Here is a 19,412-nt window from a genome sequence, read left to right on the forward strand (position 1 = left end):
AATTAGTTTGGTAAATAATCTCGTGGAATGGGTTTTGTTCGCGTTTCTTGCATCCAATACACATTAATAATCCACCAACGCGTGCCATCATTAAGGAGTTGAATGCTTTTAATGCCACGTAAAGCGGGATACGGATCGGTTGGGTCATGATAAGCTTCAAAGGTGCTGAAAACTTGCGCTATATTACCATAAACATCTATTTTACGATTTATTTCTTTTTCAAAATAGCCATTTTCTTTTAACCATTCATCTGAAGATTTTTTATAGTCGTCTGGTGTCAAGAATTTGGCCAAATGGTTTCCGTCTAAACTTGTACCTGTTGGAATAATTTTTGCGCCAGGATAAAACAAATATTTAAAATCACTCCAATCCCTTTCGTATCCTTTTTTGCCGGAAGTAACGCTATACAATTCATTGATAATGGCATCTACACTTCCTACTTTTCTAGAACTAGGATCCAACAAAAGCTGTGCTTGTATTTGCGAAATAGTTAGGCAAAGAGCTAAAACAAATAGGATTTTTTTATTAAGCATATTTTAAAAACTTTTTTTAATACGGTCTAATCTTTTTTTGTTGTCACGATCCTTAATGGTTTCGCGCTTATCAAATAATTTTTTCCCTCTAGCTAAAGCAATCACTAATTTGGCATACCCTTTATCATTAATAAATAAACGTAAAGGAATTATGGTTAAACCTGTGTTTCTAACCTCTTTTTCTAACTTTTTCAGTTCACGTTTATTTAATAATAACTTACGCTCTGCTTTGGGTTTGTGGTTATAATATGTGCCGTATAAATACTCCTCAACGGTCATGTTAACAACAAACAGTTCGCCGTCCTCATTGAATTCGCAGAAGCTTTCTGCAATAGAAGCCTTACTCGCCCTAATTGATTTTATTTCGGTTCCAGATAGTACAATTCCAGCCGTATATTTATCTAAAATTTCATATTGAAATTTAGCCTTTTTATTCTTTATGTTTATGGTGTTTTGCATAGAATTCAAAGGTAAATAAATTATGATTGTTTTTCGAATATAAGCTGTAAGTATTCATTAGATTTACGACAGAATTTAGAAATTTAATGAATATGAAATACCTGCCCATTCTTCTTATAACTATTCTATTAGCTAGTTGCCAAACAAGTAATAAAAATTTGTCTGCTGATGATATTGTAAATAACGCTATTGAAGTGGCTGGAGGTGATAAATTTGATACAACGTCCTATTCTTTTCAGTTTAGAGACAAACAATATCATGCCGCTCGTTATAATGGTTATTATTCTTTAGTTAGGGAGTTTAATCAGGATTCTGTTGGTTTTATTCAAGATTACATAAGTAATAGCGGTTTTGAACGGTACATTAATAAAAAACGTGTAAACCTAGCAGATTCTACTGCGGCTAAATTAAGTGCTTCCGTAAATTCAGTTCATTATTTTGCCATATTACCTTATGGTTTAAATGATGCTGCAGTAAATAAGCAATTAATAGGAAAGGTTACAGTAAATGACGTGCCATATTATAAAATTAAAGTCACTTTTGAAAAAGAAGGTGGTGGTGAAGATTTTGAAGACGAATTCGTTTATTGGATACAAACTGAAACTTTTAAAGTGGATTATTTAGCTTATTCTTATGAAGAAGAGGATGGTGTTGGATTTCGTTTTCGTGAAGCTTTTAACGAACGTTATGTTTTAGGTTTACGTTTTGTGGATTACAATAATTATAAGCCAGAAGCCGAAGGGATTTCAGTGGAAGATTTAGATGATTTGTTTGAAAAACAACAGTTGAAATTACTTTCTAAAATAAAATTGGAAACTATTGTTGAGGGTTCACCGTTAAAAGTAAATCCGTAACCATAGTATCTGTAATTGTTAAAATATACAAGTTGCCATTATTGCTATCATCAATATCCAGATAGCTTTCAGTTCCTAGAAACTTATTTACAAATTTGGGCGTCGTATCACTGTGTCCAACAATGAGGACATTGTTTCCTTTGTTATTTTCTAGAATATTTCTAGTATCTAATTGAATGGCATCATAAATCTGAATGGTTAAATTATTACTGTTAGCAGTAGGTTTTGCGGTTTCAATAGTTCTGTTGTAATCTGTTGAATAGATGGCATCAAATTTTACGTTTTTAAAAATTTCCGACCAGTATTGCGCTCTATTTAGCCCAGTTGTAGTTAAATGCGGATTTTTATTTTCAGGATTACTTCTGTCTTTTTCTGCGTGACGAATAAAATAAAGCGTGGTTAGCGTTGTATCGTCAGATTTATTAGTACAACTTGATACTAATAAAAATGCACTAAAAACAAGTGGTAGAAAAAACCTCATAAGATATTCTAATTTTGGTTACGCCAATTCTAAAGCAATTGAAATCATGTCTTTAAACGTGGTTTCACGTTCCTGACTTGTGGTGCGCTCACCAGTAACTAACGAGTCGGAAATGGTTAAAATTGTCAAGGCATTTACGTTATGTTTAGCTGCTATAGTATACAATCCTGCGGTTTCCATTTCAACACAAAGCACACCAAACTTTGACCATTTTTTATAGGACTCAAAGTTATCGGCATAAAATTCATCAGATGTAAAAACGTTACCCGCTTTAAGAGGGATGTTTTTGTTTTTTGCAATGTCAACTGCTTTTTGAAATAAATTAAAATCGGCTGTAGGAGCATAATCTGCACCGCCAAAGCGTAATTCATTAACTCCAGAATTAGAAGATGCAGCCATAGCTAAAACGATGTCCCTAACTTTTACGTGTTTTTGATAGGAGCCAGCACTCCCAACACGGATTAAGTTTTTTACGCCAAACTCATTAATAAGTTCATGGGCATAAATAGAAATGCTTGGAACACCCATTCCAGTACCCATTACTGATATGGGTTTTCCATTGAAAGTTCCAGTATATCCAAACATATTACGAACTTTATTGAAGCATTTAGGATTATCTAAAAAAGTTTCGGCAATCCATTTGGCGCGGAGGGGATCACCAGGTAACAAAATAGTTTCTGCTATATCACCTTTTTTAGCTTCAATATGTACACTCATAATGTGGTTATTTTTTTTGTTCTTTTTTTGCTAATTCCTCCATGATAGAAACACCTGCCGATGCGCCTATTCTATCTACACCAGCTTCTATATATTTTCTAACGGTTTCCAAATTACGTATTCCTCCTGATGCTTTTATTTTTGCTCCATCTTTAACCGTTTTTTTTATCATTTTAACAGCAGTCAATGTGGCACCACCTTTGGAGAAACCAGTGGAGGTTTTTATAAAATCGGCTTTAGCATCTAGGCAAATTTGACAGGCTTTAATGATTTCATTTTTAGAAAGCTCGCTAATTTCTAGAATAACTTTAAGGGTTTTAGCTCCAATAGCTACCTTTACATCTCGAATATCTGTGTAAACATTTACGTAATTTTTGCTTTTTAACATACCAATATTGATAACCATGTCAATTTCATCGGCACCATCTTCTAGGGCTTTCTGTGCTTCAAAAACTTTAGCTTCTGTGGTCATGGCTCCTAATGGAAAGCCTACAACAGCACATACTTTTACATTGGAATTTGTTAAAAGTTCTTTGGCTAAAGGCACATAAAATCCGTTGACACAAACGCTGTAAAAGCGATGTTCTTTGGCTTCATCACAAAGTGTTTTAATTTCTTTTTGGGTAGCACTTGGTTTAAGGAGCGTGTGGTCTATGTAGTTATTAATATTCATAATGATAAAAAAATAGGTTAAGGTGCGGTAAAAATACGATTAACTGCGTATCTTTTTACCTCAATCCCTAAAACTTTATTAAAATTTTAGGAGATTTTTAAATGAAACCAGCCCATTAACTTTTTTTATTAATTTATTATGTTGACTGATAGGTTTTTACAACAGGTCTTTTTCATCTATGATTTTTATCAGTATTTAAAGGTTTTTTTGAATTTACTTTTGAAGTATAATTTAAAACTTATAAATCATGAGAAAAATAATTTTTAGCGCATTATTACTGTTTGTAGTTGTATTTAATGCTCAAGGCCAGGACGAACAAACATCATCAGATGATTATAGTAAATGGCAAGCGCGTTTTCGAGTTATTGCCGTAGTTCCTCAACCTGGAGATAATTTACCTGGTGCGGAAGTAGACATTTCTACAACCTTTGTTCCGGAGTTAGACTTTACCTATTTCTTTACTAAAAATATTGCTGCCGAATTAATTTTAGCAACAACTAAACATGACGTTGAAGTAGAAAATGGTCCTGATTTAGGTTATGCGTGGTTATTGCCACCAACATTAAATTTACAGTATCATTTTTATTTAGGAGATTTTAAACCTTATTTAGGTGCTGGTATTAATTATACTATTTTTTATGGCATTGATGAAGGTGATGTTGTAGGAATGGACTATGATAATACGTTTGGATTCTCGTTTCAAGCAGGTGTAGATTATAGCTTTAATGATAAATGGTTTTTAAATTTAGACATTAAACAATTACTTATATCTACAGATGTAGAAGTAAACACAGGTGTGGGTGTTTTACCAGTTGAGGTAGATATTAATCCACTTGTAGTTGGTTTAGGTATTGGCAGAAAATTTTAAATAAACAAAATGGTAAGATGAAAAAAACCGCTTTAGTGCGGTTTTTTTTATTTATTTAGTTTCCTGTTTTATTATTTTATGAACCCATTGAATCGCTTCACTTAAGGTATCAAAAATCTCATAGGGTTTATCAAAAAAATTACGCTCGTATTCGGCGTTTTGTTTCATAATAGGAGTGTCCGGAATCATGGCAATGGCTACTAAATTTGGAATTTTTTCTGTTTCTACATAAGTCAGCGGATCAACTGAATAGGAGTTAATACGATTTGAAACATATACAATGTTTTTGCCGGTAAAATGCTTCTGTATAATTTCATTTAATTTTATGTTGTGCTCGGGATGAATTTCCATGCCTTCGCGTATTTGGCAAACCAAAAACTCGTCAAAGACAAAAAGTTCAGCACGAGGTAAACTGTAATAATGAAACATGCCCATATTGCGATAAATCTATTCAAGGTTAAAAATAGTTTTTTATTTATAAAACAGTTTATTGTTGTAGTGTTTTTTTCTGTTTTTTAATGCATTTTAAGCCATTCCAATTATTAAAACGTATATTGAAGCTGCTATTAATTAATACTTTATATTTATGAAACATGTAAAAACCTATTACCTGCTTGCTATGCTATTTTTAAGTGTTAGCCTTCAAGCTCAAATTTCTGACACCGATTTTCCTGTAAATCAACTAATCGTTAATGAAGACCTTATGGTTAAGGGAAGTGGCTGCATCGGTATGGACTGTCCTGATGCGCCTTCTTTTGGCTTTCATACCATTCGTTTAATGGAAAATAATTTACGCATTGCTTTTGATGATACGAGTTCTTCTGGAACATTTCCCGCAAACGATTGGGAAATTACTATTAATGATACAGGAAATGGAGGTGCTAATTATTTTGGCGTAACGGATGTTACAGCCAATACAAGTCCATTTAAAATTATGGCAGGTGCAGGAAATGATGCCTTATTTGTTAGCGGAACAGGAGGAAATGTTGGTTTAGGTACGAATGCTCCTCTTGTAGAACTGCATATAACAGATGGAGATTCTCCTGCTTTACGTTTGGAACAAAATGGTGCTTCTGGCTGGACATCGCAAACTTGGGATGTAGCAGGAAATGAAACTAATTTCTTTATTAGAGATGTAACAGGAGGAAGTACTCTGCCATTCAAAATAAAACCTGGTGCACCGAATAATGTCATTTTTATTGCAGAAACAGGCGCATTGGGTGTTAACAATGCTGCACCAAACGGAAATGCTTCTTTAGATTTGGGTGCTACCAATAAAGGTTTAATATTGAATAGGTTAACAAACGCTGATAGAGCAACTTTATCAGGTGGTGCTGTGGCAGGTATGATGGTTTATGATACGGAAGATAATGCTACCTATACTTGGGATGGTTCTGCTTGGGTGCTACCAGGAAGTGATAGTCAAAACATGGCGTCAGCAACATTAAGTGGTACAACCTTAACGGTTGCCATTGAAAATGGTACATCTGTAGATGTTGATTTGGCTCCTTTGTTAACAAGTTTGCAAGCCGAAAATGTAGCGCAGCAAGCACAAATAGACGATTTGCTAGCTAGAATGACGGCTCTTGAAGATTGTGCCTGTGAAACCCTTCAGATTCCTGAAATAGAAACAGGTGAAATAGGTATTCAACTTGGGCAAAATGTCCCAAACCCCTTTAACACGCAATCTGAAATTTCCTATTTTATTCCTTCAAAATACCAAACAGCAAAAATTGTTTTAACTTCATCTTTAGGGCAAATTATCTCATCAGCTCCAATCACCCAATTTGGAAAATCTGGTACTATATCTATTCAAAAGGCACAGTTGCAATCTGCTATATATTATTACACACTATATGTAGATGGTAAAAAAATAGAAACGAAACGTTTGGTGGTTAAGTAAGAGTTTTACAAACAAAAAAGCAACGTGCATCTATAAAGATTTACGTTGCTTTTTCAAACTAACTAACCAACTTATTCATGAAAACGTTTTAGTTCAAGTTTTATTTTTGTTTTAACGAAACTTTAATATTCTTCCGAGACTAAATCGCCTTGATTCCTAAAGACTAATTTGTCATCAAAAGCATCTAATAAAATAATGCTGTCTGTTGAAACGGTTCCAGATAATATTTCTTTACTTAATTCATTTAGAACTTCTTTCTGAATAACCCGTTTTACTGGTCTTGCGCCATATTCAGGGTTATATCCTTTTTTGGCTAGGTATTCTACAGCTTCTGGAGTTGCGTCAAACGTGATGCCTTGTTTTCCAATCATTTTAGTAATACCTTTTAGTTGTAACCCTACAATTTCAGTGATGTTATCCTGTGTTAATGGCGTGAACATAATTGTATCATCAATACGGTTTAAAAATTCAGGTCTTACAGATTGTTTTAGCAAACCAAGAACCTCAATTTTTGCCATTTCCATTGCAGAGTCTACATCTTTGGTTGCTTCAAATTTATCTTGAATTATTTGGCTACCCATATTAGATGTCATAATAATGATGGTATTTTTAAAATCTGCCAAGCGACCTTTGTTGTCTGTTAAATGTCCTTCATCTAAAACCTGTAATAATATGTTAAAGGTATCTGGATGCGCTTTTTCAATTTCATCTAACAATACTACGGAATATGGTTTACGTCTTACGGCTTCCGTTAATTGGCCACCTTCATCGTAACCAACATATCCTGGAGGTGCACCAACCAATCGGCTAACTGCATGTCGTTCTTGGTATTCGCTCATATCAATTCGGGTCATAGCTGCTTCATCATCAAATAAATACTCGGCCAATGCTTTTGCTAATTCCGTTTTGCCAACACCTGTTGTTCCTAAAAATAAGAACGTACCTATTGGTTTTTGTGGATTTTGTAAACCAGCACGAGAACGTCTTACGGCATCGCTAACAGCAACAATGGCTTCTTCTTGGCCTACAACACGTTTGTGTAATTCACTTTCTAATTTTAAAAGCTTTTCGCGTTCACTTTGCAGCATTTTAGTTACTGGAATTCCTGTCCATTTAGCTACTACCTCGGCAACATCGTCATATGTTACTTCTTCTTTTATTAATGAGTTTTCACTCTGATTGGTCTGCAATTCCTTTTGAAGGGTTTCCAAACGTTCTTGAGCTTCTTTTATTTTTCCATAACGAATTTCCGCTACTTTACCGTAGTCGCCATCGCGTTCTGCGCGTTCAGCTTCAAGCTTAAATTCCTCAATATTTGATTTAGCGGTTTGAATATTATCAACCACGTCTTTTTCGCTTTTCCACTTCGCATTTAGCTCGTTGCGTTCTTCTTTTAAATTTGCTAAATCAGAACGCAGCGTTTTTAATTTTGTTTCATCTTTTTCACGCTTTATGGCTTCTATTTCAATTTCCAATTGCATGACTTTTCTATCCAATACATCTAGCTCTTCAGGTTTGGAATTGATTTCCATTCGTAATTTTGAAGCGGCCTCGTCCATAAGGTCAATAGCTTTGTCTGGTAAAAAGCGGTTAGTTATATAGCGTTCTGATAACTCTACGGCTCCAATAATGGCTTCATCTTTTATACGAACTTTATGGTGTGTTTCGTACTTTTCTTTAATGCCACGTAAAATAGAAATGGCGCTTTCAGTATCTGGCTCATCAACCATGACTTTTTGAAAACGACGTTCTAATGCCTTGTCTTTCTCAAAGTATTTTTGATATTCATCCAAAGTTGTGGCTCCTATAGCGCGTAGTTCACCTCGAGCTAAAGCTGGTTTCAAGATATTGGCAGCATCCATAGCGCCTTGACCACCACCAGCACCAACAAGAGTATGGATTTCGTCGATAAAAAGTACAATATCGCCTTCGCTAGTAGTTACTTCTTTTATAACAGCTTTTAGGCGTTCTTCAAATTCACCTTTGTATTTAGCTCCAGCAATAAGAGCTCCCATATCTAAAGCAAAAATTTGCTTATCGACTAAATTTTCAGGAATATCACCATCTACAATTCTATGCGCTAAACCTTCTGCAATAGCGGTTTTTCCAGTTCCTGGTTCACCTACTAAAATTGGATTGTTTTTGGTTCTTCGGGATAAAATTTGAAGAATGCGTCGTATTTCTTCATCGCGACCAATAACGGGATCTAATTTGCCATCTTTAGCTAATTGGTTTAAGTTTTTGGCGTATTTATTCAATGAGTTATAGGTTTCCTCTTGACTTTGAGATGTAACACGATCACCTTGGCGCAATTCTTCAATAGCGGCTTTTAAATGGTTTTCAGTTACACCTTGATCTTTTAGCATTTGTGCAATTTTGCTAGTCGATTTAAAAATAGCTAAAATTAAATGTTCGATAGATACATAATCATCGGTCATTTTTTTTGCTATTATTGACGCTTCATTCAACGTTTTTCCAGCCTCACGAGATAACATAATCTCACCGCCAGATACTTTAGAAAAACTTTCTAATTGTTTATCTAAAGCTTGTTGTAATAAGGAAACGTTAACATTTAATTTTTTTAAAACAAATGGCAAAACGTTTTCATCGATATTGAAAAGTGCTTTAAAAATATGTTCGTTTTCAATTTGTTGATGTCCAAAGCCTTGTGCTAGCTGCTGCGCTTGCTGTATGGCTTCTTGCGATTTTATTGTAAAATTGTTTAAATTCATAATTGTATATAATCCCGTTTTAGGGATGTGTTTTTAAGTTTTTTTAATGATTTTAGTTGTGTTTATTAGCTTAAAGTCAATAATCTTACCAGTATGAATTTAGCGACAAAATGTCTGTTTACTTGAGTTATAGCGTGACTTTTAGTCAGTTTGTAAGATTTTTAAATTAGTTCGACTTATCTTTTACAATACAATTATAGAAAAAGAATAAATGAGTTTTATTAATAAGTTATTTGGAGGTTCAAATGAACCTAAAGAGGAGAAGATATTGCCATGGAAGGCTTTAACAAGTATGTCTCAATTAGATAATATTGCCACAAAGTCGAATACTAAAACACAAGTTATATTTAAACACTCTACACGTTGTGGGATTAGTAAAATGGTAATGAACCAATTTGTTGATGCATTTAATGTAGATTTAAACGTGGATTTATATTATTTAGACTTATTAAATTATCGTGATGTAAGTCAAGAAACAGGTTATAAGTTTCAGGTGCTTCATGAATCTCCACAATTATTAATTATTAAAAATGGTGTTGCAGTAGCTCATGCAAGTCATGGAGCTATTAATAGTTTGGATTTAAACCCATACGTTTAAGATTTAGTTAGATTTTGTATTGGTATTGTAGGTATAGGGTAGTCTAAATCAAGACAGTTAACTGATTTATAAAAAAAAGCCCACAGATTGTAATTTGTGGACTTTTTATTATTTTTTATTATCGGTGGTTTATTTATTGTTTTTAGGGGTATAAATAGGGAGCAGTTCTGTTGAAACTTCACCAAAACCAATTCGTGTGCCATCTTTTTCACAATATCCGCGCATAATAACGGTATCATGGTCATTAATAAATTTACGTTCGCTACCATCTTTTAATTTAACAGGTTTTTCACCTCGCCAACTCAATTCTAGCATGGAGCCAAAGGAATCCGGTGTTGGTCCTGATATGGTACCACTACCCATCATATCGCCAGAATTTACTGGGCAACCATTAACGGTGTGGTGCGCAAGTTGTTGCGACATATTCCAATACATATATTTAAAGTTAGACTTGCTAACTATGGTTTCTTTAGCCGATTTCGGTTTTATAGCAACCTCCAATTTAATGTCGTAGCTCTTTTTTCCTTTATATTGTAAATACGGTAATTGTGGTTTTATAGGCTTTGGGCTTTCTACTCTAAAAGGTTCTAAAGCATCTAAAGTTACTATCCAAGGTGAAATAGACGATGCAAAACTTTTAGCTAAAAAAGGGCCTAAAGGAACATATTCCCACTTTTGTATGTCGCGAGCCGACCAGTCATTAAATAAAACCAATCCGAATATGTATTCTTCGGCTTCATTAATAGGAATTGGTTCGCCTAGGTCATTTGCATCGGTTGTAATAAAAGCCATTTCTAGTTCAAAATCTACCAATTTACTCGGGCCAAATACAGGTGTGTCACTTCCAGCTGGTAAAGTTTGTCCTTGAGGTCTGTGTATTGGAATTCCCGACGGAATTATTGAAGAACTTCTACCATGGTATCCAACTGGAATATGAAGCCAGTTTGGCATTAATGCATTTTCAGGATCACGGAACATGGTACCTACATTCGTTGCGTGTTCTATACTTGAATAAAAATCAGTATAATCACCAATTTGAACTGGTAATTGCATTTCAATTTCATCCAAACGAAACAAAACTATTTCTTTATGTTTTTTGTTGTCTTTTAATTCATTGTTTTCAGCATCGAATATTTTGGCTATCCTATTTCTAACGGCACGCCATGTTTTTCTACCGTCTGCTATAAAATCATTTAGCGTATCTTGTAGGAAGATATCATCTGTTAGTGGAATACCTTCAAAATATCCTAACTGGTGTAAAGCACCTAAATCTATTGCGGTATCTCCAATTCGTGTACCGATGGTAATAATATCATCACGAGTTAAAAACACACCAAAGGGAATGTTTTGAATTGGGAAATCGGAGTTTTTATCGACGTGTAACCAGGATTTTCTGTCTGGATTGTTAGCTGTAAGTGGCATAACTAATTGTGGTTTTGTGTTTGTAAAAATTCTACTCAAACCTACATAACTTTTCCTATTTATACTAATTTAAGGTGTAAAATATAGCATTCCTTAATCCTTTAAAAAAAATTATATCAGTCAAGTAAATATATGTTTTTTGATGAATTAAACTAATGTATTTCTTATTTTTGAATTCTATTTAACAATAACCAAAATTTATGCAACGCGACGAACAGATTTTTGAATTAATTGAAGCCGAAAAACAGAGACAGCTTCACGGAATAGAACTTATAGCATCAGAAAATTTTGTAAGCGATCAAGTTATGGAAGCTGCAGGTTCTGTTTTAACTAATAAATATGCTGAAGGCTATCCAGGCAAGCGCTATTATGGTGGTTGCGAAGTAGTAGATGAAGTAGAGCAATTAGCTATAGATAGAGCCAAAACGTTATTTGGTGCTGCTTACGTTAATGTGCAGCCGCACTCAGGAAGTCAGGCTAATACAGCTGTTTTTGCAGCCTGTTTGAAACCTGGTGATACTATTTTAGGTTTCGATTTATCCCATGGAGGTCATTTAACACATGGATCGCCTGTTAATTTTTCTGGAAAACTATACAATCCTGTTTTTTATGGTGTTAAAAAAGAAACGGGTCTAATAGATTATGATCATGTGGCAGAAGTTGCAGAACGCGAAAAACCTAAAATGATTATTTGTGGAGCTTCTGCTTATTCTCGTGATATGGATTTTAAACGTTTTCGCGAAATTGCAGATAGTGTTGGTGCTCTATTATTAGGAGATATTTCACATCCTGCAGGATTAATTGCAAAAGGAATTCTTAATGATCCTTTACCGCATTGTCATATTGTTACCACTACCACCCATAAAACCTTACGTGGTCCTCGTGGAGGAATGATTATGATGGGTCAAGATTTTGATAATCCCTTTGGTTTAAAATTGAAAAATGGCAATCTGCGTAAAATGTCTTCGTTACTAGATTCTGGTGTGTTTCCAGGAAATCAAGGTGGACCATTAGAACATATTATTGCAGCTAAAGCTATTGCCTTTGGTGAAGCTTTAACGGATGAGTTTATGCATTATATGTTACAAGTGAAGAAAAATGCAGCTGCTATGGCAAAAGCTTTTGTAGAGCGTGATTACCATATTATTTCTGGTGGAACCGATAACCATATGATGTTAATTGATTTACGTAATAAAAATATTACAGGAAAAGATGCTGAACAAGCACTTGTTAAAGCGGATATTACGGTTAATAAAAACATGGTGCCATTTGATGATAAAAGTCCATTTGTAACGTCTGGAATCCGAATTGGAACTCCAGCTATTACTACTCGTGGTTTAAAAGAAGCTGATATGGATGCTATTGTTGCCTTGGTTGATGAGGTGATCATGAATTATGAAGACGAAGCAAAACTAGAAGCTATTGGCGACAAAGTAAATGCCATGATGAGCGACTTACCGCTATTTGTTTAAGACAATTTATATTATAAAAATAAAAAACCTGCTTGTTGATTTAAGCAGGTTTTTTTTTGATGTTTTTTGCTGTTTAGAACGTGATGAAGAATCTATATAGTAGTTTTCTTCTGAATTCTGAATATGTGAATAAAACGTTTTGTTAACTTTAGCTATTAAAACTCGGTATGTTGATAAGCACCTGCATCTGGAGTAGCTGTTCTACTTACATTTAAAATATCTAGAGGCACATTGTTTGAAAATGGATTCACACCAATGTTAATAGCTCCAGAATTATTACCAATAATCATTTCATTATTGTTTGGGTTTTTAAAATCCGGATCATTATTAAAGCGCATGTTTTCATAATGAGTTACATTATCAAAATCATAATTATCATCTGAAAAATTATTATTCGGATCTTGGAAGCGTACCAGCGAATTAGTGAATTTAAAATTGAACATGTTTCCAGGGTCCGCAACTTCATCTAAAATAAATTCTGGATTATCGTTACCGTAAATAATGCAATTGTTGAAGTTAGCTTCAGTCAAATCGAATAACAAAATAGCATCTTCTGTTTCGCGAAAATTATTAAGGAGTAGGGAAGGGAACTGTCTGAAACTATTGTTCCAGTAATTAGCAATGGTACAATGCGTAAAATTGTAGCTGCCACCTTCGGTTCCTGCAAATGAGGATTGACCTGAATTATTAATGACAACGTTTTCTGCTGCAATGGAGGTGTTTCTTCCTAAAATTCCGAAATTACTACTGTTATAAATTTGGGAATTGGTTATGGTTAATTTCGCTGTTGGATCATTGGGATTACTATCACTTAAAATACCAACTCCTGCATTTTTAATAGTTGCATAGTTAATGTTATTGTTTACGCTTCCTTGAAATAACCAAATCGTTCCCCATTGCCCAGGAACATCGCTAAATCCTGGTTCTAATCGGTCGCCTTCAAAAATGACTTCGTTTTCCAGTAGGTCTTGGTCCAAACTTAAAGCACCATTCACATTAAGTGAGGCGCCTTCCGAAACCAATAACCCAGAGTTAGCGTGGAAATGAACACGTGCTCCCGCATTTATTGTTAGTGTTTCCCCATTAGGAACGGCTGCATAGCCATAAATAACGTATGGTTTTTCGTTTGTAAATGTGTGTTCATCAGGCATTAAATAACGTCCTTGGATATCTGTTTCTATTATTTCTCCCCCAACGTTTAAGGTGAGTGTTTCTATAATCCCAGTACTATTATCGCGGTTTGGATAAATAAATACGGCATCTTTAACCAAGGTTACTAAATCCACATCTTGCATATTAGCTCCAGAATCGAATACAATTTTATCAGTATATAAAAACTCACCCGAATTTGGTAAGTTGTTAATGTCTATTGTGGTTTCGATAAAAACGAACATACTATCTTTAGCAAGAATTTCAACATTTTCAAATGAGTTTCCAGACATACCATCTACGTTTAGTCGGTATTCAGAATTGATACCAGCTGCCAGTGTAATACTTGGGATACTAATATCTTCATTACTGCGGTTGTAGACTTTTAAATTGTATGTGCTAGAGCCAATGTTTGTAAAAACGGTGTCTAAATAAACAGTGTCTTTAGAGAATTCTAAATTACCAGTGCTTCGAGAAAATTCCAAATCTTTACGACAAGAGCTCCAAAGCATTAGAAAGCCAAGGCAAAAAAGAAAGTAAATAATACGCTTCATAAGATGATATCAATTTGTTCAAAAATATAACTTTTGTATTGATGATTTCGTATGAAAACTATAAAAATTAGAGAAATATGTTTTTTACTTCATCCGTTATCCTTGTAGGCCGCATACGGTTGCTATCCATAAAACACCATGTAGTTTCAGATTTTGCTAATAATATGTCGTTATTTAATATTTCAACAACACGTGTGCATGTTACGCCTTCAGAGTTTGGAACGTAAGTTTTTAGTGTGATTTCATCCTGTAAAAACGCTGGTTTTTTATAGGTAATATGGTGCGATAACATTATCCATAAATAATGATCTGTTATGGAACTAGGTGCTTTTGTAAACCAATGCATTTTAGCAATATCTTCAACCCATTGCACATACCGTACGTTATTAACGTGATTTAAATTGTCAATATCGTCTGAAGTGACTATAATTTTAGTTTCAAAAATTTGCATAGTTTTATGTTGTTTTCCTGGCAAAGCTAATGCATCCATTGTAGCATAAGGCAAACCTGAAACGTTTAATGGACAAATTTCAAATTACTTTTCAGTTATTTCAACCTCAAAGAGTTTATCCCAATATTTTCCCGTTACAAAAATGGTCTTGGTGTCTGGATTGTAGGCAATTCCATTTAATACATCTAATTTCGGGTGTTTGGTTACCATATTATGAAGTGGTGTAAAATCTATCACACCTTCTACAGCGCCATTTTTAGGGTTAATTATTGCAACACCATTTTTGTTCCAGCGGTTTGCATATATTTTGCCATTTACCCATTCTAATTCGTTTAACTCTACTACTTTTCCTTTGTTATGGTAAGCTTGAATGTAACCTTCCTCGGCTAAAGTTTCTGGATTAAGCGTCCAAATTTTTTCGGTGCCATCACTCTTATATAATTTAGAGCCATCGTTACAAATTCCCCAGCCTTCTAAACTTTCACCATATTTAAAACTGCCTGTTTTTTCAAAGGTATTCACGTCGTAAACAAAGCCTGTGCCTTTTTTCCACGTAAGTTGATATATTTTATCATTAAGTATGGTAATACCTTCGCCAAAATATTCGTTTGATAAATTGATGTTTTTTAAAACTTCACCAGTTTTATAGTCTACTTTTCGAAGCTTGGAGCCACCATATTGTCCAGTACCTTCATATAATTCGCCATTATGAAATTCCAACCCTTGTGTGTAGGACGTTTGGTCATGTGGATATTCGTTAATAATAGTATAGGTGTAAATTTTAGGTGTTTGATTATTTAAAATGGTAATACTTTTAGAAATGCTCGTGCTTTCACCATTCAAACTGAAAGAAGCCACTAATTCATGTATCCCTAGTTTCATGTTGTTAAGTGTCTCCGATGATTGGATATCTTTTCCGTCCAACGTATAACTTACGGAGCCAATTTTATGGTTTTTAGGATTTGAAATGGATAATTTCAAGTCTTTACCAAGTGTAAAAGCATCATTTGACGCATTTGTTTTGATTGAAATATCTTTTTTTTCTTCATTAATATTGGTGCCACAAGATGTTAAAGTAAGGCATAAAATTATGATAGTAAGAGACTTATAAAGCTTCATGATTAGTTAATTATTTGTAGCAAGATATTTATTAAAATTCAGTTTAAAAAATCATTGTGAAAAATTTAAAAGATTGTATCTTTGCCGCGGGCAAGTCCTACACAACCAGCTCCTGTTGAATCCTCCAGGGCGGGAACGCAGCAAAGGTAGACGGTCGTAGCGGTGTGATGTAGGTAGCTTGCCTTTTTTTGTGCCTTTACTTTTTCCTTTCAAAATTAAGAAGGGATTCATTTATAAATAAGATTTGTAAGCTGTTAGTTTACAAATCTTTTTCATTTTATAGACTTTTTACACAATACATTCTTAATTTTACGGTCATTAAATTATAGTTAGAATATATATGTCTAAAGTTGTCTTAATTACTGGTGGTTCATCTGGAATTGGAAAATCAGTAGGTGATTATTTAACACTCCAAGGATTTATGGTGTTTGGTACAAGTCGTTCACCAGAAAAACACGCTTCAAGTAATTTCCCAATTGTAAGACTGGATGTTACCAAACCAGAAACCATTACTGAAGCTATTAAAACAGTTATTGTTAAAACGGGTAGGTTAGATGTGGTTATAAACAATGCAGGTGTTGGAATTACAGGACCCATTGAAGAAATTCCAGAACAAGAAATTAAGAGCAATTTTGAAACTAATTTTTTTGGACCAATAAATGTCATTAAAGCAGTTTTGCCACAGATGCGTAAGCAGAAATCTGGTTTAATTATTAATGTTACATCCATAGCTGGTTATATGGGACTGCCTTATCGTGGTATCTATTCAGCAAGTAAAGGGGCTTTGGAATTGGTTACGGAAGCTTTTCGTATGGAGGTCAAGGCTTTTAATATTCATATGACAAATGTTGCTCCAGGCGATTTTGCAACCAATATAGCATCGGGTCGTTACCATGCGCCAGTATTAGATGGTTCGCCATATAAGGGACCCTATGGTAGCACTTTAAAGTTAATGGATTCGCATGTAGACGCAGGAAAAGATCCTTTAGAAATGGCAAAAGCTATTCATAAAATTATCAATACTGCCAACCCTAAAGTGCATTATAAAGTTGGGGAATTTATGCAGAAGTTTTCCATTGTTTTAAAGCGAATTTTACCAGATAAAGTTTATGAAAAACTCCTCATGAATCATTATAAATTGTAATTTTGTAATCGCAAATTAAGGAACTACTTACAACAAACTATTAATATGTCTGCTTAAGCAGAATAGACAAACAATTACTTATGAAATTTTTTATTGATACAGCCAATTTAGATCAGATTCGTGAAGCACAGGATTTAGGTGTTTTAGATGGTGTTACTACAAATCCATCATTAATGGCTAAAGAAGGCATTACAGGACATGACAATATTATGAAGCATTATGTGGACATTTGCAACATTGTAGATGGTGATGTAAGTGCAGAAGTTATTGCAACAGATTTTGAAGGTATGATTCGTGAAGGCGAAGCACTAGCAGAACTACATGAGCAGATTGTCGTGAAATTACCAATGATTAAAGATGGTGTTAAGGCATGTAAATATTTTTCAGATAAGGGGATAAAGACTAATGTGACTTTAGTGTTTTCAGCAGGTCAAGCACTTTTAGCAGCTAAAGCTGGAGCCACTTATGTATCGCCATTTATTGGTCGTCTAGACGATATTTCTACAGATGGACTAAATCTGATTTCTGAAATTCGCCATATCTATGATAACTATATGTTTGAAACAGAAATTTTAGCAGCTTCTGTTCGTCATACCATGCATGTTATTGATTGTGCTAAATTAGGAGCTGATGTTATGACTGGGCCATTGAGTGCTATTGAAGGCTTATTAAAACATCCATTAACCGATATTGGGTTAGCCAAATTTCTAGAAGATTTTAAAAAAGGAAACTAATTTCAAAGATCTAAAAAATAAAGAAAGCCTTAACAGTTACGTTAAGGCTTTTTTATGGGTTTTATTTGTATGTTATTTATTAAGTAGTCCTAATAACTCTTCTTCAAACATAATAGAGAACATATTGGTATGTGCATTAACAATTTTACCATCCTGATCAATAATCATCACTTTATTTATTGGTGAAATAGCTAATTTATGTTTAGCTATTTCGGGTTCTTTAAACATAAACTCGTCATGTTTGGAGTAATTAAATTGAGATAATTGTTTTTTCCAATTCGTTACATTTTTAGCATTTGCGTTTATAGCTATAAAATCGACTTCTGGATACTTAATTTTTAATTCTGTTGCTTTTCTATGGCTATCATTATGCGACCGATAGGCTGAAGACCAGAAATAAACAACAGTTGGTTTATTAATAATCTTATTTAAAGATAACTCGTTATTATTGTAGTTTAAAACTGTAATTTCTGGCAGGCGTTGTCCTGCTTTCAACCCTTTTAAAGAATTTACCATATTGGTAACGTATTGATGGTTTTTCTTATTGGTGTTTTTTGCGGTGTAAGATTGTAATACTAAATCATAATCATCTGTATTCTTACTATTACTGATAAACTCAACAGCAGTTTGAACTAATAATGAATTTTTAATAGAGTCATTAACCATTAAGCTGTCAATTAAATTCAACTTTATTAGGTTGTAGTTTAAAGACTTTAAATCAAAAACGCTATCGTCGGATTTTTTAAAATGTTCGGAAAGGGCTAAATTTTCAAAATGATGTTTTAAAAAGGAATAATATGGAAAATAATCCATTAATTCACAGTAATTATAGTCAATATCTTTTCTGTAGTCATAAAAATCATCAGGAAGGTCATTAAAGTTAGCGCGTTCAGTATTTCCATAATTTACAAATGGATATACTTCTTTGCTTAAGTAATAATCATAATTAATATTGCCTTTTACTAAATTGTTGAAAGTGTCTGAAGACGGGTTTTTACTATTAAACTGTTTTAACCTCATTAACTTGTGGTTTCTAATAGAGTCCAAAAGACGCTCAAATTCCACTGGTGGTAATTGACTAAAACCCAATATGGTTTTATCTTCAGCCTCGCCATCTAAAAACAAATCTATTAGGTAGTTGTTTTTTTTGGCACCATTACCAGTGTAAACTAAAGATTCATCAAACTCCAATGTGTTTAATCTAAATAATAAACTATCATTAGGTTCCAACAATACCATTTGGTATTCCAAACCTTCAGATGCCCAAAGGCGAAAGGTGTAGAGTCCTTTTTCAACATGATCAACTTTGTACAGAAACCGATTATTTTCATCCAAACGAATGGTATCTAAAACGTTTTCTGATTTGGATAGAATTACAAAATTATTTTTAGGGTTTACAACTTCGCCACCAAAATATGCAGCTCCTTCATCTGTTTTAGAATCTTTTTCACAAGATAAAAAGACAAGAGTCGTTACAATTAAAGCACAAATAAGTTTTAATTCCTTCATAATTTTGTAATCAAATAGATAGTGGACTTATAATCACAAA

19 protein-coding genes and 1 other RNA gene are annotated in these 19,412 nt (G+C 33.8%); 8 read left to right on the forward strand and 12 right to left on the reverse strand.

Annotated elements, in window-relative coordinates; all coding sequences use genetic code 11:
- Positions 1-2: 2 nt before the first annotated feature.
- Both BM239_RS10395 and smpB read right to left on the reverse strand, forming a co-directional pair.
- Positions 3-533 carry a hypothetical protein gene (locus tag BM239_RS10395; RefSeq protein WP_092208311.1) on the reverse strand — a complete coding sequence of 177 codons (531 nt, stop codon included), beginning with the start codon at positions 531-533 and terminating at the stop codon, positions 3-5.
- Positions 534-536: 3 nt separating this feature from the next.
- Positions 537-992 (reverse strand): SsrA-binding protein SmpB, encoded by a 456-nt coding sequence (smpB, locus tag BM239_RS10400; RefSeq protein ID WP_092208313.1) that lies wholly within the window; start codon positions 990-992, stop codon positions 537-539.
- A 92-nt stretch (positions 993-1,084) separates the two neighbouring features.
- Here smpB and BM239_RS10405 point away from each other — a divergent pair, with 92 nt between their 5' ends.
- Positions 1,085-1,846: a DUF6503 family protein gene (locus tag BM239_RS10405; protein ID WP_177209025.1), complete on the forward strand. Its 762-nt coding sequence runs from the start codon at positions 1,085-1,087 to the stop codon at positions 1,844-1,846.
- Here the strand turns inward: BM239_RS10405 and BM239_RS10410 are convergent.
- Genes BM239_RS10410 through deoC form a run of 3 tightly spaced genes read right to left on the reverse strand, consistent with a single transcriptional unit; the run spans position 1,809 to position 3,717 of the window.
- Complete coding sequence (locus BM239_RS10410) at positions 1,809-2,327, reverse strand: phosphoglycerate mutase family protein (RefSeq protein WP_092208315.1); 519 nt, start codon at positions 2,325-2,327, stop codon at positions 1,809-1,811. The two genes, BM239_RS10405 and BM239_RS10410, sit on opposite strands and share 38 nt — an antisense overlap.
- Before the next feature lie 18 nt (positions 2,328-2,345).
- A complete protein-coding gene (deoD, locus tag BM239_RS10415) occupies positions 2,346-3,044 on the reverse strand; it encodes a purine-nucleoside phosphorylase (RefSeq protein WP_092208318.1) in 699 nt (232 codons plus the stop codon).
- 7 nt (positions 3,045-3,051) lie between these two features.
- Positions 3,052-3,717, reverse strand: coding sequence for a deoxyribose-phosphate aldolase (gene deoC / locus BM239_RS10420; RefSeq protein ID WP_092208320.1), 666 nt, complete (start codon positions 3,715-3,717; stop codon positions 3,052-3,054).
- A gap of 247 nt (positions 3,718-3,964) precedes the next feature.
- On the opposite strand from deoC, the gene BM239_RS10425 reads away from it, so the two are divergent.
- Positions 3,965-4,585, forward strand: coding sequence for an OmpW/AlkL family protein (locus BM239_RS10425; RefSeq protein WP_092208322.1), 621 nt, complete (start codon positions 3,965-3,967; stop codon positions 4,583-4,585).
- A gap of 51 nt (positions 4,586-4,636) precedes the next feature.
- Here BM239_RS10425 and BM239_RS10430 read toward each other — a convergent pair whose 3' ends face one another.
- Positions 4,637-5,020 carry a hypothetical protein gene (locus BM239_RS10430; RefSeq protein WP_092208324.1) on the reverse strand — a complete coding sequence of 128 codons (384 nt, stop codon included), beginning with the start codon at positions 5,018-5,020 and terminating at the stop codon, positions 4,637-4,639.
- 151 nt (positions 5,021-5,171) lie between these two features.
- Between BM239_RS10430 and BM239_RS10435 the strand changes: the two genes are divergently transcribed.
- Positions 5,172-6,488 (forward strand): T9SS type A sorting domain-containing protein, encoded by a 1,317-nt coding sequence (locus BM239_RS10435; RefSeq protein WP_092208326.1) that lies wholly within the window; start codon positions 5,172-5,174, stop codon positions 6,486-6,488.
- 122 nt (positions 6,489-6,610) lie between these two features.
- On the opposite strand, the gene clpB is transcribed toward BM239_RS10435, so the two are convergent.
- Positions 6,611-9,220, reverse strand: a complete 2,610-nt coding sequence (gene clpB, locus BM239_RS10440; protein WP_092208328.1) for an ATP-dependent chaperone ClpB — start codon at positions 9,218-9,220, stop codon at positions 6,611-6,613.
- Positions 9,221-9,431: 211 nt separating this feature from the next.
- Here clpB and ytxJ point away from each other — a divergent pair, with 211 nt between their 5' ends.
- Entirely contained in the window at positions 9,432-9,818 is a 387-nt protein-coding gene (ytxJ, locus tag BM239_RS10445; protein ID WP_092208330.1) for a bacillithiol system redox-active protein YtxJ, read from the forward strand.
- A gap of 129 nt (positions 9,819-9,947) precedes the next feature.
- Here the strand turns inward: ytxJ and fahA are convergent, their stop codons facing one another.
- The gene (gene fahA, locus BM239_RS10450; protein ID WP_092208332.1) at positions 9,948-11,240 is read right to left on the reverse strand and encodes a fumarylacetoacetase; all 1,293 of its coding nucleotides are present in this window, start codon (positions 11,238-11,240) and stop codon (positions 9,948-9,950) included.
- 200 nt (positions 11,241-11,440) lie between these two features.
- Between fahA and glyA the strand changes: the two genes are divergently transcribed.
- On the forward strand, positions 11,441-12,712 hold the full coding sequence (glyA, locus tag BM239_RS10455) for a serine hydroxymethyltransferase (protein ID WP_092208334.1): 1,272 nt from the start codon (positions 11,441-11,443) through the stop codon (positions 12,710-12,712).
- 155 nt (positions 12,713-12,867) lie between these two features.
- Here the strand turns inward: glyA and BM239_RS10460 are convergent, their stop codons facing one another.
- From BM239_RS10460 to BM239_RS10470, 3 genes are all read right to left on the reverse strand, one after another.
- Positions 12,868-14,415, reverse strand: a complete 1,548-nt coding sequence (locus tag BM239_RS10460) for a hypothetical protein (protein ID WP_092208336.1) — start codon at positions 14,413-14,415, stop codon at positions 12,868-12,870.
- Positions 14,416-14,482: 67 nt separating this feature from the next.
- Positions 14,483-14,920, reverse strand: a complete 438-nt coding sequence (locus BM239_RS10465; protein WP_317042739.1) for an acyl-CoA thioesterase — start codon at positions 14,918-14,920, stop codon at positions 14,483-14,485.
- A gap of 30 nt (positions 14,921-14,950) precedes the next feature.
- Positions 14,951-15,985, reverse strand: coding sequence for a glutaminyl-peptide cyclotransferase (locus tag BM239_RS10470; protein WP_092208340.1), 1,035 nt, complete (start codon positions 15,983-15,985; stop codon positions 14,951-14,953).
- Between the two features lie 88 nt (positions 15,986-16,073).
- Between BM239_RS10470 and ffs the strand changes: the two genes are divergently transcribed.
- From ffs to fsa, 3 genes are all read left to right on the forward strand, one after another.
- Positions 16,074-16,172, forward strand: an RNA gene (gene ffs, locus BM239_RS10475) — signal recognition particle sRNA small type.
- A 153-nt stretch (positions 16,173-16,325) separates the two neighbouring features.
- Positions 16,326-17,129: an SDR family oxidoreductase gene (locus BM239_RS10480; protein ID WP_092208342.1), complete on the forward strand. Its 804-nt coding sequence runs from the start codon at positions 16,326-16,328 to the stop codon at positions 17,127-17,129.
- 80 nt (positions 17,130-17,209) lie between these two features.
- Positions 17,210-17,863, forward strand: coding sequence for a fructose-6-phosphate aldolase (gene fsa, locus BM239_RS10485; protein WP_092208344.1), 654 nt, complete (start codon positions 17,210-17,212; stop codon positions 17,861-17,863).
- Between the two features lie 72 nt (positions 17,864-17,935).
- Here the strand turns inward: fsa and BM239_RS10490 are convergent, their stop codons facing one another.
- On the reverse strand, positions 17,936-19,372 hold the full coding sequence (locus BM239_RS10490) for a TlpA family protein disulfide reductase (RefSeq protein ID WP_092208346.1): 1,437 nt from the start codon (positions 19,370-19,372) through the stop codon (positions 17,936-17,938).
- Positions 19,373-19,412 lie beyond the last annotated feature (40 nt).

This window comes from Algorimicrobium echini, assembly GCF_900115185.1.
In the GTDB taxonomy this organism is placed as follows: Bacteria; Bacteroidota; Bacteroidia; order Flavobacteriales; family Flavobacteriaceae; genus Algorimicrobium; species Algorimicrobium echini.